The organism is Pedobacter sp. R-06 (genome assembly GCF_049913135.1).
Lineage (GTDB): Bacteria > Bacteroidota > Bacteroidia > Sphingobacteriales > Sphingobacteriaceae > Pedobacter.
Genome location: NZ_CP183977.1, coordinates 3,904,223 through 3,921,427, shown reverse-complemented (window position 1 = coordinate 3,921,427; position 17,205 = coordinate 3,904,223). Strand labels below are relative to the sequence as shown.

At 40.5% G+C, this 17,205-nt stretch carries 13 protein-coding genes; 10 read left to right on the top strand and 3 right to left on the bottom strand.

Features of this window, described 5'->3' with window-relative positions:
* Nucleotides 1–5: 5 nt before the first annotated feature.
* From ACN9MR_RS15680 to ACN9MR_RS15635, 10 genes are all read left to right on the top strand, one after another.
* Entirely contained in the window at nt 6–1,754 is a 1,749-nt protein-coding gene (locus ACN9MR_RS15680) for an alkaline phosphatase family protein (protein WP_426324994.1), read from the top strand.
* Nucleotides 1,755–1,839: 85 nt separating this feature from the next.
* The gene (locus tag ACN9MR_RS15675; protein WP_426324992.1) at nt 1,840–3,753 is read left to right on the top strand and encodes a hypothetical protein; all 1,914 of its coding nucleotides are present in this window, start codon (nt 1,840–1,842) and stop codon (nt 3,751–3,753) included.
* A gap of 266 nt (nt 3,754–4,019) precedes the next feature.
* Nucleotides 4,020–5,216 (top strand): glycoside hydrolase family 88 protein, encoded by a 1,197-nt coding sequence (locus ACN9MR_RS15670; RefSeq protein WP_426324990.1) that lies wholly within the window; start codon nt 4,020–4,022, stop codon nt 5,214–5,216.
* Nucleotides 5,217–5,226: 10 nt separating this feature from the next.
* Complete coding sequence (locus tag ACN9MR_RS15665) at nt 5,227–6,486, top strand: DUF2264 domain-containing protein (protein WP_426324988.1); 1,260 nt, start codon at nt 5,227–5,229, stop codon at nt 6,484–6,486.
* A 261-nt stretch (nt 6,487–6,747) separates the two neighbouring features.
* Complete coding sequence (locus ACN9MR_RS15660) at nt 6,748–7,386, top strand: DUF6266 family protein (RefSeq protein WP_426324986.1); 639 nt, start codon at nt 6,748–6,750, stop codon at nt 7,384–7,386.
* Between the two features lie 351 nt (nt 7,387–7,737).
* On the top strand, nt 7,738–8,643 hold the full coding sequence (locus tag ACN9MR_RS15655; RefSeq protein ID WP_426324984.1) for a helix-turn-helix domain-containing protein: 906 nt from the start codon (nt 7,738–7,740) through the stop codon (nt 8,641–8,643).
* 81 nt (nt 8,644–8,724) lie between these two features.
* Nucleotides 8,725–9,726 (top strand): aldo/keto reductase, encoded by a 1,002-nt coding sequence (locus ACN9MR_RS15650; RefSeq protein ID WP_426324982.1) that lies wholly within the window; start codon nt 8,725–8,727, stop codon nt 9,724–9,726.
* Between the two features lie 381 nt (nt 9,727–10,107).
* Nucleotides 10,108–11,412, top strand: a complete 1,305-nt coding sequence (locus tag ACN9MR_RS15645; RefSeq protein WP_426324980.1) for an IS110 family transposase — start codon at nt 10,108–10,110, stop codon at nt 11,410–11,412.
* Nucleotides 11,413–11,731: 319 nt separating this feature from the next.
* Entirely contained in the window at nt 11,732–12,505 is a 774-nt protein-coding gene (locus ACN9MR_RS15640; RefSeq protein ID WP_426324978.1) for a helix-turn-helix domain-containing protein, read from the top strand.
* 173 nt (nt 12,506–12,678) lie between these two features.
* On the top strand, nt 12,679–13,431 hold the full coding sequence (locus ACN9MR_RS15635) for an ester cyclase (protein ID WP_426324976.1): 753 nt from the start codon (nt 12,679–12,681) through the stop codon (nt 13,429–13,431).
* Between the two features lie 150 nt (nt 13,432–13,581).
* On the opposite strand, the gene ACN9MR_RS15630 is transcribed toward ACN9MR_RS15635, so the two are convergent.
* From ACN9MR_RS15630 to ACN9MR_RS15620, 3 genes are read right to left on the bottom strand one after another with little or no spacing between them, the layout of a single operon-like run.
* A complete protein-coding gene (locus ACN9MR_RS15630; protein WP_426324974.1) occupies nt 13,582–14,406 on the bottom strand; it encodes a glycerophosphodiester phosphodiesterase family protein in 825 nt (274 codons plus the stop codon).
* A gap of 2 nt (nt 14,407–14,408) precedes the next feature.
* Nucleotides 14,409–15,698 (bottom strand): fibronectin type III domain-containing protein, encoded by a 1,290-nt coding sequence (locus tag ACN9MR_RS15625; RefSeq protein WP_426324972.1) that lies wholly within the window; start codon nt 15,696–15,698, stop codon nt 14,409–14,411.
* Between the two features lie 25 nt (nt 15,699–15,723).
* Entirely contained in the window at nt 15,724–17,196 is a 1,473-nt protein-coding gene (locus tag ACN9MR_RS15620) for a SusD/RagB family nutrient-binding outer membrane lipoprotein (protein WP_426324970.1), read from the bottom strand.
* Nucleotides 17,197–17,205 lie beyond the last annotated feature (9 nt).

The following is a 17,205-nucleotide window of genomic DNA, read 5'->3' as shown; positions in this document are numbered from 1 at the left end:
CAACAATGAAGAATTATTCACTTTGTTTAAAAAAATACAGCGTATTGATAATGCTGCTGTTGTGTGCCGTTATTTTTGGTTGTAAAAAATATTATGATCCACCGGCTGTTTTTGAGAAACAGGAGATTGTTTCGGTTAAAAAAAGAAAGGTCTTGTTAATTGGTATTGATGGTGCTACAGGAGAGGATGTGAAAAAAATTATGCCTCCAATTATTTCTTCCATATTGCCCACCAGTAAATATTCGTGGCAGAGCAGAAGCGATGCCCCGGTTAGCGATGCCGGAACCTGGAAAAATATCATGACCGGGATAGCAACCATCCACAAAATACAGGATAGTACCTTTATCGTTCCCGAAAGTGCCAGTGAGCACGATGCGGTTGTAGAGTATCCCTCGTTAATTGAACGTTTGCAGGCTACCCCTAAAATGAGGTATTCGGTGGCGGTTTCACCCTGGAAAACTTTGGTTGATCGTTTACTCCTTTATGCTGATGAGCCGATTGCGGTTGCCAACGATGCCGCTGCGGCCGATACGGCGGTTAAGAAAATAGGCATCAATAAAGCCGATTTAATAGTGGTCAACTTTAATCAGGTTAACCAGGCTGGTCTTAAATATGGCTACGCTGCCGATGTACCAGAATATAAAGCTGCGGTAACACAGGTAGATACTTACATTGGTAAATTATTAGATGCCGTTAAAGCCAGAAAAACATATGCCAATGAAGAATGGTTAGTGGTAATTACCTCTAATCATGGCGGGGTGAACAAAGGTTTTACCAGCCAGACGGAGCGGGAGCGTAACTCGTTTAATATTTACTATAACCCGGCTTTTAAAAAGGTAGAAATAGATAATGTGCCTTTAACTGATGCCTTTTTATTTCCGGCAGCTAAGGCCGCTACCGATGCAAAAGCCACACTTGCGGCAGCTAATTCTAGCATTTATGAAATAGGGGCATCGGGCGATAAAACCATCCAGTTCAGAGCCTTTGTTAAATCCAGTTCTTCATCTAACGGGCAGAATTTTGTATTGTTCTCCAAATCAAATGCTTCGTATGGTACAGTAAACGGATGGAATTTTATGGTACAGGTTAATGCCGATGGTAGCCGGAAATTCAGAGTAACGATGGGTTATAACTCATCTACCTTCTTTTTTATATATGCGCCTGCTAATTTTGATTTAAACAAGTGGTATTCGTTAACCTTAAAAATTTATACCAGTGCAGGTAAAAGAATGGCTGTATTGTATGTAGATGGTGTAGCTGGCGATGCTGTTGATATCTCGGGCAGAACTATAGGCAACAGTGCTTACGATTTGTTTCTCGGCAATTTAAGTATCACAACAACTGCGGCTGTAGCTTCGGGATCATTTGCTGTGAACGATATTGCCTTTTACAATAAAGCTCTTTCTGATAGCGAGATCAGCGATTTTACCTGTAGTAGCAGCGTGACCCTATCTGATCCAAATTTGATTGGCTATTGGCCATGTAAACAGGTAGATGGCGACAAAATGCTTAACCAGGCACCTACAGCTTTAGGAAAAGACCTAACTATAGCCGGAAAAGGTGGTTTATGGAATTCTTTTGAAAGGAAGGTTTGCAATGCCACAGCGCCATCAGGCAATACCATTATGGCGGTTTCCAACTCTGATATTGCTTCGCAGATTATTTATTGGTTTGGGGTTAATGTAGAAGATTCATGGAAGTTAAATGGAAAATCGTGGCTCAAGCTCTATGAAGTGGAATTTTATAAACCGTAAATCAATAATAGATTTTAAATCATAAATATTGATGGATCTGCATCCTTTTAAGGTATACAGGTTCATCACTACTAAAAATATGTATATGAAACACAAATACTATATTATCATCGTAAGTATTGCCCTGTGCTTTGCTGCCTGTAAAAAGTTTGCCACTGAAGCACTAAACGATACCACCACAGAAAAGGTATCACTAAAAGTGAAGGTAATGAACGATAGGGACAATAAGCTGGAGCCGGGCGTTAAAATATTAATCAGCCGTAAAATAAGCTCAAGTTCGGTATTTCAGGTGATAGATACGGTGCGTACTAATGCGCAGGGTGAATTTACTTATAGTGTACCTTATCCAAACTTGTTCAAGGCTGAAGTCGATACCGCATTTTACAAGTACGATTCAAAAGAACTGCTAATACAGAATGCCACAAATGGAGAAGTTATTTTACGTACAAAACCTAAATTTGGTATGTCGACCGTTGATATCAGCATATTGGACAGCGCCTCATCGGCGGCTATCGGCAATTTTTTAGTTAATGTAAGCTACCGAAAAATAGGTACAGGCACGTTTATCGATAACGGATCAGAAAGGACAAATGCAAGCGGAAAACTCTTGCTTTCTTTACCTTATCCAACAGAGGTTAAAGTGAAAATTGGTAATACAACCGATTACAGGGCAGATTCTGTTTCCGTTAACTTAATAGACGAGAATAGTGTTAGCACCCAATTAAAGGTTTCTACTGCAACCTTGTTTGTTTTTAATGCCGCAGATGCATTGGATAAGCAATATGTAAGCAATACCAGTTTTAGCGTTTATGTTAAAAAGCCAAATGAAACAACGTTTACGCTATTAAATAATATCACTACCGATATAGCGGGTAATTTCTCTGTGGTGGTGCCTCATCCTTCACAGGTAAAAGTAGAAATGCTCAACAATAAATATTTTGTTAATTATTCTGCTGTATCTGATATTCCCACTTATGCTACTGTACAGCAAAAGGCAACACTGAATCTTAAATCTCCAGCTTTTACAACACCTGTATTAACCAATTTACAATCTACAGAACTTGCATTAAATAATGGATTATCATTAAACGGCCCTCAGGATATGACCACTGATGCCAAGGGTAATTTATTCATTTCTGACGCAGGAAATAATAGGATTATTAAAGTAGACAATACAGGTAATGCAACCGTTTTAGCCGGTAATGGTACTGCCGGAACCGTAGATGGTGCCGGTGATGTAGCACAGTTTAATGCTCCTTATGGCATTAGGTGTGGTACAGACGGCTCACTATACGTAGCGGATGATACCAGGCATGTGATCAGAAAAATAGTGATTTCAGCAGATGGAAAAGCAATTGTGAGTACCATTGCAGGGATTGCAAATTCGAGCGGTACCACTGATGGAGCAGGAACTGTTGCAAAATTTAACCGCCCGGCGGGTTTAGCCCTAGATAAAGCCAATAGATATTTATATGTAGCGGAGTGGGGTGGTAATAAAGTGCGTAAAGTAGACCTATCAACCAATATAGTTTCTACCGTTGCAGGTTCTGGAACAAGTACAGTATTAGGTGGGACAGGTACAGCTGCTGCTTTTCAGATTCCGTGGGGCGTGGCCTTAACAGATGACGAAACCTCATTATATGTAGCCAGCTGGAATGGCAGTTCGATAAGTAAAATAAATCTATCAAACAGTTTCGTAACGATATTACGAAAAGGAGCAACTACGAACTTTAGTTCACCACGGGGAATATATGTTGCAGGAGGAAAATTGTTTATCGCCAATACCGGTAATCACACCTTTTCGGTAATCAATAATGAGGTAGAAACCAATACCACCTTTAGTTTGTTGATGGGCGCCACCACCTCGGGTAATGCCATTGGTTCGGCTACAGCTACACGCTTTAATGGTCCTGTAGGTATTTGGTATGATAAATATGCAGGTAAGTTTTATATAGCCGATACCGGTAACAATAAAATAAAGGTAATCAGTCCCAATTAAATTAATACCTCCAGGTATTAACCCAGTGCCTGGAGGTTAACAACACCTTTGTTTTCAAAAAGAACGATCGATTGCACAAAACATGATCAGTGAAATAGATTGATGTAAAATTAACTGTAAAAAGGTGGTTAATTTCGGATTTTCTACCCTATCATTTCCGATTTTCACCTCTTTTAAGCGCGTAAAAGCACAAATTTGCCGCAACCAACATCAAAAGCCTATGTTAAGGCTTAACACAAAATGAATTATACAAATTTACCTAACCTATGAAGAAATTATTGTTCGTCATATGTTTTCTGGCTACAGCAGTAATTGCTCAAGCACAAAGGGCAGCTGATGAAAAAAAAGCAATGAAAAACCTGCTCGACAAGCAGTTTGAATTTGCACAGAAACAATATCAGTTATTGGCCAAAAACACACCGGCAGACCGTATGCCGAAAACCTATTATGCAAAAAATAATAAGCTGGAAACCAGCGATACCAAATGGTGGTGCAGTGGTTTTTACCCAGGTTCGCTACTTTATATTTACGAATACACCAAAGATTCCGGCACTTTAAAAGAGGCAGAAAAACGCCTTGCTGTACTAGAGAAGGAGAAACATTATACCGGAAACCATGATTTAGGCTTCATGATGTTCTGTAGTTTCGGCAATGCCTACCGCATTACAGGTAATGCGCGATATAAACCAACTATCGATACAGCTGCAGCCTCGCTTGCCACGCGCTACCGCCCGGCTGCTAAAGTAATCCAATCGTGGAATAGTAGTAAACAATGGAAGGGCCCTGTTATTATTGATAATATGATGAATCTGGAGTTGCTGGCATGGGTGTCTGATCATGGTGGCGATCCGAAATACAAGAAAATTGCCATCAATCATGCTGATACTTCGCTTAAAAACCATTTCAGATCAGATTATAGTTCCTACCATGTAGTGGATTATGATATGACTACGGGCAAAGTACTAAAGAGAGGTACTGCCCAGGGGGCATCTGATGAGTCGGCCTGGAGCCGTGGGCAGGGTTGGGGATTATACGGTTATACCATGATGTACCGTTTTACCAAGAACAAACATTATCTTAATCAGGCAAAAAACATCGCCAAATTTATCATCAATCATCCGAATATGCCTGCCGATCAGGTTCCGTATTGGGACTTTAACGCACCGAACATTCCTGATACTTATCGCGATGCTTCTGCCGCTGCAGTTATTGCCTCTGGTTTGTTAGAGCTAGGACAGTACGCAACAAAAAGCGAGCGAAAATTATATGTAGGCGAAGCAAAAAAAATGATCATTTCACTTTCATCTGATGCGTATAGTGCAAAACCGGGCGAAAATGGTGGTTTTTTACTGATGCACAGTACAGGGGCCTTACCCCTGAAATCAGAAGTCGACGTTCCGCTTAGCTACGCCGATTATTACTATCTCGAGGCGCTGATGCGCTATAAAAACTGGTATTTATAACATACAAAAAATGGAAAGAAGAAAATTTATAGGCGCGTTGTCATTAACCGGAGTATTTGGGCTGTTTAATCCTAACGAAGTTTTATCTGCTACAAAAACTAATAACAATATAAGCGCTCAATCAAAAAACGACAGAGAATATTGGTATAAACTGTTGTATAAAATTGCCAGCCCCGTTGTTTCCAATTTAGCCAATGGAACCCTGATTAAGAATATGCCAGTGGTTACGGCGCCGAAATTCGACTCCAGAACACCTGCTGTATCGTATTTGGAGGCTGTTGGCCGCACCTATGCCGGAATTGCACCCTGGCTTTCGCTACCTGATGATACCACAGCCGAAGGTGTTTTAAGGAACAAATTGAAATTACAAGCCATTCAGGGATTAGATAGCTGTTTTGCGGCAAACAGTCCTGATAAACTAAATTTTAGCAAAGATTATCAGCCGATTGTTGATTCGGCCTATCTGGCACAAACCTTTTTAAGGGCACCGAAAGCTTTATGGGAACCTTTAAAGCCCGAAACAAAGCGCGAAATTATTGCCTCGTTTAAATCATTGAGGAACAGAAAACCCTTTAAAAATAACTGGTTGTTGTTTGGCTCTATTACCGAAGCCTTTTTATTATCGATTGGCGAACCACACGATGAAAGCCGCTTAAATGAGGGGGTAGATACTTTAAACGCATGGTATAAAGGAGACGGCTGGTACGGTGATGGCGTAAACATGGCTTTTGATTATTATAACTCTTTTGTAATCCACCCGATGATGGTGGATACGCTAGCTGTTATGCTCGATAAAAAACTAATCAAAAAAGAACGCTACGATCTTGCTGTAAAAAGGATGCAGCGTTACGTAGTAGGGCAAGAACGCATGATTTCTCCTGAAGGAACCTATCCACCAATCGGACGTTCAATTACCTATAGAACCGGCGCTTTCCAGGCTTTGAGTCAAATTGCCTTAATGCATAAGTTACCAGCAACCATTCAGCCAGCCCAGGTACGTTCGGCCCTAACTAAAGTTAAACAGAACATATACGGGACACCTGGAACTTTTGATGCAAAAGGATGGTTACAGCTTGGGTTTTGCGGGCATGATCCTGAAATAGCAGACTATTATACCTCTACAGGCAGTTTGTACATGGCTACACTATCGTTCCTTCCTTTGGGTTTACCGGCTACCGACGAGTTTTGGGCCGCAGCCCCGGCAGAATGGACATCAAAAAAAGCCTGGGCAGCAAAACCGTTCTCCAAAGATTATCATGTAGATTTTTAACCTAGAAAAAAGGAGGCTGTATCTGAAAGTTAAATTCGATTCAACTTGTTAAGTTAAGCTTCTTGATGAATCGGGATTCGGTTTGAAAAAACTAAGGATTAGGACGGGTTTGGTTCGGAGTTGGTTCGGACTTACAACAGCGTTGTGACAATTATATCCGAACCAACTATGTTTTAAATCCCTGTTAAATTTGTTGAAATAGTATATTGATTACAATTCTTTTTTTATCTTAGTGTTAATCATCCCATAATTTTTAAAATTATGGCAATATTTAAACAAGGAATCAACGGTGGTTTCACCGGGAAAGTTGGGAGCGTAATAGGCTATCAGCTAAATGGACAATGGGTAATGAAAGCTTTACCTAAATCCAGTGTAAAAAACAAAAAAGGAACAGCCCAACAAAAGCTTTGCAGGTTTGGTTTTACCAGGATGCAGCATTTCCTTAAACCCTTAATCAGCTTCATTAGGGTAGGGTACAATCTCGAATCTAAACTGAGGATGATGACTGCGCATAATGCAGCCAAGTCGTACAATATGTGCAATGCATTGGATGCGGATGGTGAAATTGATTATGCAAAGGTATGTCTAACCTTTGGAAGTTTGTTGGGGGCAGAAAAGCCCAGCGTAGTTAAAGACGATGTGGGCCTTCATTTCAGCTGGGAAAATAATACAGCTAATAACTCGATTAGAGAAACAGATCAGGTGATGGTAATTGCTTATAATGTTAAAGCTCAGCGGACCTATTTTAAACTCAGTGGCGCAAGAAGGATTGATGGCATGGAGACAATTGAAATCCCCATATTTGAAAAAGACAATGAACTGCATACCTGGATTTCATTTATTTCAGATGACAGGCAGGCTATTGCAATGAGTAGCTACACAGGGCGTATTATCATTTAAGATACCGGTAACCAGCCGTACTCCATTAAAATATTATCAAGGCAATCGTTATGATTGATAATGCTGAGAAACCAGCTTATTTACGTCGCTAAACGCTATATGAGCGCACAGAATAACCATTGTCGGGGGATTGATCGTTGAATACAGACTATTGGAAGATACTTTTGGTTTAGTAAAGGCTTTGGATAACAGATTGGAAAAAACACAATCTATTGATCGCGCTCCATCAAAAGCAGATTGTTAATTAATTCTGATCAGCAGTTTGTTTTAGAGGCTTCTGAAATTGGCGGTATGGGGTCAATCAACTTGGTTTATGCAAGATATATTGTTTGATTTTTATAAATTTACAACATGAAACAAGCAGAGACCGTTATCGATTTTTACAACAGGCTGCCAGACCATGCTCCTACAGATGTTCCGCTCGATAATGCTGGCATTGGCCACATAAACGTGTTCACAAGAGATAGCTGTGCGGTAGTAAGTCCGTACAGTCGCCGCGATTTTTATAAGGTTTCTCTCATTATTGGTAAAGGAAAGATCTATTATGCGGATAAGTGGATACAGATTGACCGACCTGCGCTGCTGTTTTCGAACCCTATTGTGCCTTATTCCTGGGAAGCAGACTCAGATCAGCAGTCGGGCTGGTATTGTCTTTTTACCGAAGATTTCATTCAGCATAGTGAAAGGGTAAATAACCTGCGGGATTCACCTTTGTTTAAGGTTGGCTGTAACCCGGTGTTTTTTCCGGATGAAGTTCAATTGCGCGAAATTTCGGCCATATTCCAAAAGATGCAGGCAGAAATGTGCTCAACTTATCAGCATAAGTATGATGTACTGCGTAGCTATTTGCACCTGTTGATCCATGAGGCGATGAAAAATAATCCGGCCACAAATTTTCATACCTACGCCAATGCCTCTTCAAGGGTTTCTGCCTTATTTCTTGAACTGCTGGAAAGACAGTTTCCAATAGATTCACCTACGCTTGTACTCAAACTGAAAAACCCAGCCGATTATGCCGACGCTTTATCCGTACACATCAATCACCTCAACCGCTCTGTAAAAGAGGTTACCGGTAAAACCACAACCGCTCATATCGCTGCCCGTATTGTTAAAGAGGCTAAGGCCCTATTGCAGCATACCGACTGGAATATCGGTGATGTTGCCTACAGCCTTGGCTTCGAATACCCTTCATATTTTACACTGTTCTTTAAAAAACACACCGGTTCAGCACCTACTAAATTAAGAGAGACTGTTTGAATATTATAACGATCTGTTTGATGCTTATAAGTCGCGGTTTTGCTTTCTTGTCTACATTTGAGTAAACAAAATCTTATCAAAATGAAATATAGAAATTTAGGGACTACCAACGAAAAACTGTCTGCACTTGGCCTAGGCTGCATGGGCATGAGTTTTGCGTATGGGCCTACAGACGACAAAGAAAGTTTAGCGACTCTTGAAAAAGCACTTGACCTTGGGATCAATTTTTGGGATACAGCCGATATGTATGCAAACGGAGCAAATGAGGAACTCATTTCTAAGGTACTCGTTCCTAACCGCAACAAGGTATTTATTGCAACTAAATTTGGGTTCCGTTTTAAAGATGGAATTGCCGGCCCCAGCAGCGCAACAGGAACCTATTTTGATGGTTCTCCCGCCTGGATGAAAGTTGCCGTTGAACAGAGCCTGAAACGATTGAGAATTGATACCATAGACCTCTACTATGCCCATCGGGTTGACCCAAACATTCCGATTGAAGAAACCGTTGGCGCTATGGCCGATCTGGTAAGGGAGGGAAAGGTCCGCTATCTCGGACTTAGTGAGGCTTCTGTTACTTCTTTACGCAAAGCACATGCCGAGCATCCGATTGCTGCGCTGCAAAGTGAGTACTCGTTGCTTACAAGGGATGTGGAAAATGGAATATTGCAGACTACCCGTGAACTTGGCATTTCACTTGTGCCTTATTCTCCGCTGGCACGGGGGCTGGTTACCAATACACTCGATGTGAACATCCTGGCCGACGATGATTTTAGAAGAACCCTGCCGCGTTACCAGCAGGAAAATATTACCGGAAACAATAGGCTCATAGCTGAATTTGCTGCACTGGCTGGTACCAAGGGCTGCACGCCTGCACAGCTTGCCCTGGCATGGGTGCTGGCGCAGGGCAACGATATTATACCGATTCCAGGCACGAAAAAAAGAAAATACCTGGAAGATAATGTAGGTGCGATTGAAGTTAAGCTAACAGGTGATGACCTTACAGCAATTGATGAGCTGATCAGGCGATATCCTATCACTGGCGAGCGCTATAGTGAAGGAGCAATGAAGATGGTTAACCACTAACGGACTTTCCATGACATAGCATATTTGGTGCAAGCATTGGCCTAAGCCAAACCTAAAAGGATAACCAGGAGAAATCGGGGTATATTCTTAAAAGGCTAACTATAAGAGCCTGTTTAAATTTCAACAGAAATAATTGCTATGTCAGCCTGAGGGGTAATTTATTTTATAAAAATCAATATAAATGACGTTAACTTTATAGAGAGTTAAGGAGGATAGCAGCATAACAGTCGCATTAATAGTGCATTAACCTGTGCCTGAGCTTTGTTTTAGCGTATAATAGTAATCAATATTGGTGAATCGTTTGATATCCCGCATGGTAGTAATATCCTTATCTGAAATACGTTGAGCTTATCTTCCTAAAAAAAACATATATTACTGGATATGAATGTTTTAAGCAAAATTTATCCCAATAGTGCAGGCATTGATATTGGGAGTGAAAAGGTTTATGTTTCTGTCGAAAACCAATCAGTGAGGAACTTCCGCACTTTTACTTCCTGTTATAAGGAATTGAGTGCCTATCTAAAAGAGTGTTCAATAACCCATGTTGCCATGGAAGCTACGGGCGTTTATTGGATTACCCTTTATGATGTTTTAGAGGCTGATGGGTTTGAGGTTACGCTGGTAAACCCAGCCGACAGCAAAAACCTTCCGGGCAGAAAGACCGATGTCCAAGACTGTCAGTGGATTCAGCAGCTCTTTAGCTACGGGTTACTCCGCAAAAGTTTTGTTCCTGAAGATATTGTAAGAAAACTGAGGGTTTATACCCGGATGCGGGAAGATAAGCTACAGATGGCCTCCTCCCACGTTCAGCATATGCAGAAAGCCCTAACCCTGATGAACATAAGGTTGCCAGAAGTGCTTTCACAAACCCATGGTGCCAGTGGAATGGCAATGATACAGGCTATTCTTGAAGGAGAACGGAACCCTGAAAAACTTTTGGCATGCTGTACCCCATCCTTAATCAAGAACAAGGGGAAAGATATTTTGCTCGCTCTTGAAGGCAATTACAAAGAAGAATACCTTTTCGAACTTCTGCAGGCCTATGATGGATATATGTTTTATATTGATCAGGTTTCCAAATGTGATATAGAAACAGGAAAAGTCCTTCAGGATTATAATAATTCTTCCAATAAAGATTACAAAGACGGGCATCCGGTCAAACCAATCCGCCATAATAAGCCAAATATTGATCAACTACACCAATTATTATTAGGAATTCATGGAGCAAACCCGACCACCTTACCAGGTTTAACAGATTACAGTTTAATGAGGCTTACGGCTGAACTTGGCAACAATATTAAGCAGTGGCCTTCAATAAAAAACTTTGTTTCCTGGTTGGGTCTGGCGCCAGGTAAGCATCAGTCAGGAAAGATGAATAAAAGAAGCAAGAAAAAACCTGTAACCAGAGCGGGGCAAATATTTAAACAGGCAGCCCAGTCTATACTGTTAAGCAAACAGCCAGGGCTGGGAGCCTTTGCCAGAAGACTTAAAGCAAAAAGGGGTTCCGGCATAGCTATAAAAGCTACCGCAAGAAAATTAGCGGAACTTTATTATAGAATATTTGATAAAGGGATGGATTATGTTGAACAGGGAGTAAAGAGATATCAAGAAAAATTAAAAGAACAACAGATCATTTTCCTTCAAAAGAAAGCAAACGAACTTAATCTACAATTGATTGAAAATTAGTCTATTACGGAAAGACGTCAATGGTAGCCTGTCGAAGACCCTTGTTTTTTATACCAAGAAAGCACTTCGACAAGCTCAGTGTGACAGCTATCTTATATAATATCGGTGGTGTGAGCGGGCCACAAAGGAAAGATTAATTCAAACTTTGCCGCCCGCTTTAATTTATTTCTACTATGATTTGATCCGCCTTTTCTTCAAAGGCCAAGCAGGTAAAATCTAAGTTGCATGAAGATACCTGGCAAAGGCGTTTGAGGGATATACCTTAAAGATTTGTAGCGCATAAAAAGAAGCCGTATTTTTATCAGTACCAACAGAAAAAATGAGAGTTGAAGCGTATATACCGACCGAATTACTAAGACCTTTCATCAAGGCATACAGAATTGTTGAAAGTGAAGTGGAAATGACAAATAGAATTTTGCCGGGTGCTTCGCTTGTTGTTGCTTTTCGTTACAAGGGACAGGTTAGTTACGTATCAGAGCAAAAAGAAGAACTTTTGCCTACTTCAACTATTTCTGGTTTAAGAAAATCGGTAAGACTCATCCACTATTTACAAGATTCTGCCACCATAATTGTTCAGTTTAAAGAAACAGGGGCAAAAGCATTTTTTAACGAACCGCTCCATGAACTCTTTGAAGAAAGTATTTCTCTTGATGCTTTCGTTAAGCGGCATACAATTGCAATGATTGAAGAACGGTTAGCTGAAGCTCAAAACAATATTCAAAGGATTGCAATCATTGAGCAGTTTTTATTATCTAGATTAGATAGCCGTATACCAGACAGGCTAATCTCAACAGCGGTAGAAATAATTCATTCAACAAAAGGTGCAATCAAAATAAAAGAGTTGGCAGACACGCTTTATATCAGCAATGACGCTTTTGAAAAGAGGTTTAGAAAAATAGTAGGCACATCGCCAAAACAATTCTCCTCTATTATACGCATGGAAGCAATTGTGAGGCAGAAACAACAAGCCGAAAGCCTAGCAGGCATAGCTTTTAATGCAGGATATTACGACCAACCTCATTTCAATAAAGACTTTAAACTGTTTACGGGTCAAACACCAACAGCGTTCTATAAATCGCCTGACTTTTGGTAATTCAATGATTTTTTACAATGATCTGGCCTGAGTTGTTCTGAAATTTGCAGTATAAAAAAATATAACTGATGACTTCAATACTCAGAATAACCTTTGCATTATGCATCGTAATGATGTGCAAGCAAAGTAGCTTTTCCCAAATCACTAACAGGTCGGTAGAAAAATCAAACAAAATGGACAATGCTAAAAAAAAGGAATTCATTTATTTCCTCTACGATACGGTATTTTTAAAAAAACGGTATGAGAAATTATCAGCGATAATCTCACCGGATTATATAAACCCGTCTGGTACCAGGGGTGCCGCTGGCTTTCAGGAAACAATATTTGAATTGGCAAAAGCATTTCCAGATGCTCAATGGGAAGTAAAAGAGATAATTGCTGATGGAAATAATGTAGTGGTAAAACAAAAATTTAGTGGAACACATAAAAATCAATTTCAGCATATTCCACCAACCAATAAAACTGTTTCTGTTGACGGAATAGTAACCTATAAATTTGAAAATGACAAAATAATTGGAAGTCAGGTACAAACGGACCGCTTAGGGTTTTTACAACAGTTGGGTGTCTTACCCATCGACCTTACAAATTTATCCGGGAAAAAGGAAAACCGCGATGAGATACACTTCATTGATAAGTTCTCAGTTCCTAAAGCCGCAATTGAAGAGTTTGTAAAGAGAATGGATTATAACAGAATATTTATAAGAAAATTGCCTGGCTTTATAAGCGATCAGGTTTTCGAACAAAAAGACAATGAGGGCAATTTGGCCATTATAACAATTGCCGTTTGGGAAAATCAGGATAAACTGAATCAAGCGAAAACAAGCGTACAGGCGGAGTATAAGCGGATAGAATTCAATCCTATTGATTTTTACCAACGATTAAATATAAAAATGGAAAGAGGACAATATTTAAAATTTAAAGAGTAAGAAATGTACAAAGATGCTTTTGGAATTTAGTCTATATTTTCAATTATTCAACTATGAAAACGGTACTTACGTAATCGAACATTCAAATTCTCTTAGGATTATAAATCAAACCGCTAACTGTATTTACAACAGTTAGCGGTTTGATTATTATTAATTAGTTCTTATCTTATTGGCTTTAAGGTATTTAATAAGAGCTTCAGGATGATCGGTCTGCAATCCCTGCGCGCCGTATTTTATTGCCTTATCCCAATCTTCAGGCATCTCGCTGGCTTTTTGCACATCTTGAAAAATACTGATGCCCATCTTTTTTAAAACAGGCAACAGCGTTTCATTAGGGATTTTATCGATTGCTTCCAGGGATGTTTTTTCAAAAAACTGCAGCAGATCTTGCTCTGTAGTAATTGCCGGATCCAAACGCGACATCATTGGCATCTGAGGTGCAATTTTCTGCCAGGAAATGTAATCGCTTTTACTTCCTACATAAACCAGAATCTGATGTTCCATCCCTGCCTTTTTAATAACCCTGTATGCTTTTTCTGCGTCAGCAGCTTTAAAATCCAAATAGATATTAATCTTTCCCTTACAGGTATTGAGTGCGTCTTCAAAACTGGCAATTTGGTGTAAACTGCCATCTTTACCTGTAAGAATAAGTTTTTTCGCCTCCTCAAAATTCAGGTCTTTTATCAGTCCCTTTCCATTGCTCCCCTGATCAACCCGGTCGTTATGCAGCAGTACAAGATGCCCATCTTTTGTGGTACGGAGATCCAGTTCCACATAATCGGCACCGATAGCAATAGCCTCCTCAATGGAAGCTATTGTATTTTCGGGTTTAATTAAATGACTACCGCGGTGGGCAATCACAATAAAAGCATTTTTTGATTTTGGCAAAGGCTTTATCATTTGTTGCGAGAATGCCGGTAGAAATGAACTATTGAACAAGATACCCATTAAAACGGGTTTTAGTTTTATGCTCATGCTTAGGGCTTTTGTACTGGGTTCATATCGGTGAATGCTGCTGCGCTGTTTCTATCTACTTTTTTTAAAGAGAAAGCATCGAAAAGTTCACCAGAGGTTTTATAGGCCTCAAATTTAAGGTTGGCGCCATCAACATGGATTACCTGGAAAAGCTGTGTGTTTTCTAAAGAGATATCCATCCATTTGGCACCATCTACCTTGTACATTTTAGGGCCGGCAACTGAAACCAGGTAAACCGGTCCATTTGCTTCCCTTCCCGATAGCCCCCTTGGTAAGTTTTGCCCACGGCTATAAGTATGATCATGCCCTTGCAGAACCAGATCAATGTGGTACTTGTCGAATAATGGTTTAAACCGTTCCCTGAATTCCTTATTGTCCCTGCTTTTTGCTGTAGAAAAAATAGGGTGGTGGAAGGTTATCACGGTCCATAACTTCGTGTTTTCTTTTAAAACTTTTTCCAGCCATTCATATTCGGCTTTGGCCGAAGCTTCGTCCAGGATAATCATTTGTGAGTCTAGTGAGATAATCCTTACATCCTGATAATCGACATAATAAACCGATTCTTCCAGTCCTTTTGGACCATTGCCAGAAAAGGTATATTGTACGCCCCAATGTGGATCGAGTACCAGTTTTCTTTTATCATCGCGAACATATTCATGGTTTCCCGGAGCGGGTATACTCGGTATCATACCATTGATAAAGCCGCCTCCATAATGCCATTCGCCCCATTCCTGATCATTGTTCGAGCGGTTGATCAGGTCGCCCGCGTGAATGATAAACCTTGCATCAGGTTGGTGTGAAAATGCCTTGCGGATCACCCGCGACCACTTCGAACGGATATCATTCTGTGCATCGCCAAGGTAAATGAAAGAAAAAGGCTTGTTTTTAGCCGATGCAGTGGTAAACTGGAACCATTCGCTCCAATGCTCACCCGAGCCAACACGGTAAGCATAAACCGTTTCCGGTTTTAGCTTGGTAAAGGTAACATGGTGATATTTAGCTATTTCATAATTATTTCCGCTTCCTAAAAGGGTAGAAGCTGCATCATAGCTTGTAATGGATTGTTCGAGCGCCGGATTGGAATCTTCTGCCTTGATCTGTGCTTTGGATGCTTTAATAGTAGTATCGGTACGCCAGTTAACGGTTTGGCTTGTAGCAGGATCTCCGGCCCAGGTCAAAATTACCCGGTCTGGGAAATGGCCGGGTTTAAAATCCTGGCCATATGTTTTAGTGCCCAGGGCTAAAACAGAGAGTGTAAATAGAAAAGAGAAAGTTTTGATATATAATTTCATATTATAATAATTAAGGGTATTCAATTTATTTCAGGCACCACATTAAAGTATTCTGATTATCTGCACCGAAAACCGAAACGGCTTTTTGATAGTTAACACGGTTTTTTGCACTTTCCGAATCCGGGTAGGTATAACGTTTAGGGATTCCTCTTCCGGCTGCAAGCGGACCGGTAATAAAAGCAGGGTATCCTGTGCGTCGCTGATCAAACCATCCTTCTGAGCCTTTAAATAACATGGCCAGCCATTTTTGGGTAATCAACTGTTCAAGTGTACCATCGTATTTCACCAATTGCTGATCATAGTAAGTTTGGGAGGCGGTTACGGCATAACTGGCCATCGATTCCCTGATGCCTTTATAGTACAGCGATTCTGCCGTTTCGCCGTTTACGGTAAGTTTGCCTTTCTGTACGGATTCTGCCAAAATAAAACATTGCTCGGTATAGGTAAGCAGGCTGGCTTTTAATAATGGATTTGAAGCACCACCGTTTTTCCTGAAGAAGGTAGAAGAGAAAACCGAAACATGATCTTCGCCACCATTATAAGCAGATGGCGCATCGATGGCATTGGGTACACCCACATACCTGTTCAAATCTACAGTAGATCCGGTGGTACTTTTTACAGGCTCTACCCAAACAGCCAGTCTTGGGTCGTTTCTTTGGATCAGTCTGTCTACCAGTTCTTTGCTTACTTTCGTTTTTAAATAATCGAAGTCGATCATTGCCAGAGGACCGCCGGGCCAACTGTAAGTGGCAATGTTACCCAGATAGGCAATTTCTGCGTTATCTGCACTGCTTTCGAAAATAGGATATGCCGTTTTATCGTTCACAATTTCCTGCATTTCAGTAAAGGCCGGTGGATAATTTTTGGAGATACGCAACAGCATCCGTAAGCGGAGCGAATTGGCAAACTTTCGCCAGGCGAGCGCCTTTCCTTTAAACATCACGTCTCCTTTAACATTAATTTCCTGCGAATTGCCTTTTAGCATGTCGTTGGCTTCCCTTAATTCTTTCAATAAGTCAGGGTAAATGGCCTGCTGCTGATCGTATTCGGGATAGATGAGGTTGGCCTCTTTTGATTTTAATGCTTGAGAATAGGGAATGTCGCCATAAAGATCCGTTAGATAGCCGAAGTTGAAAGCCTTCATGATTTTACTGATGGCAACATACTGATTTTCAGAACGTTTTTGGGCCGTTTCCATAAAGGTTTTGTTCACAGCTAAGCGGGCGTAAATATCATCCCAATCAACCGGTCCCCAATCTAACAGATCGTAACCTGTATTTCGCACCAAGGTAAGGTAGCGTGCTGCCGAAGCCGGTCTTCTGCTCACTGCATTTTCCTGATAAGCATAAGTAGTAGAAACCAATACATCCGACATTAAAAACTCGGTATTTGTAGTTTCAGGAGCATTTGGGTTGGTATTTATTTCTTCAAAATCTTTGGTACAGCTTGTTATCAATGCAAGCAGCATGAAAAGGAGCGTTGTATATTTGAATTTCATTTTTGTACA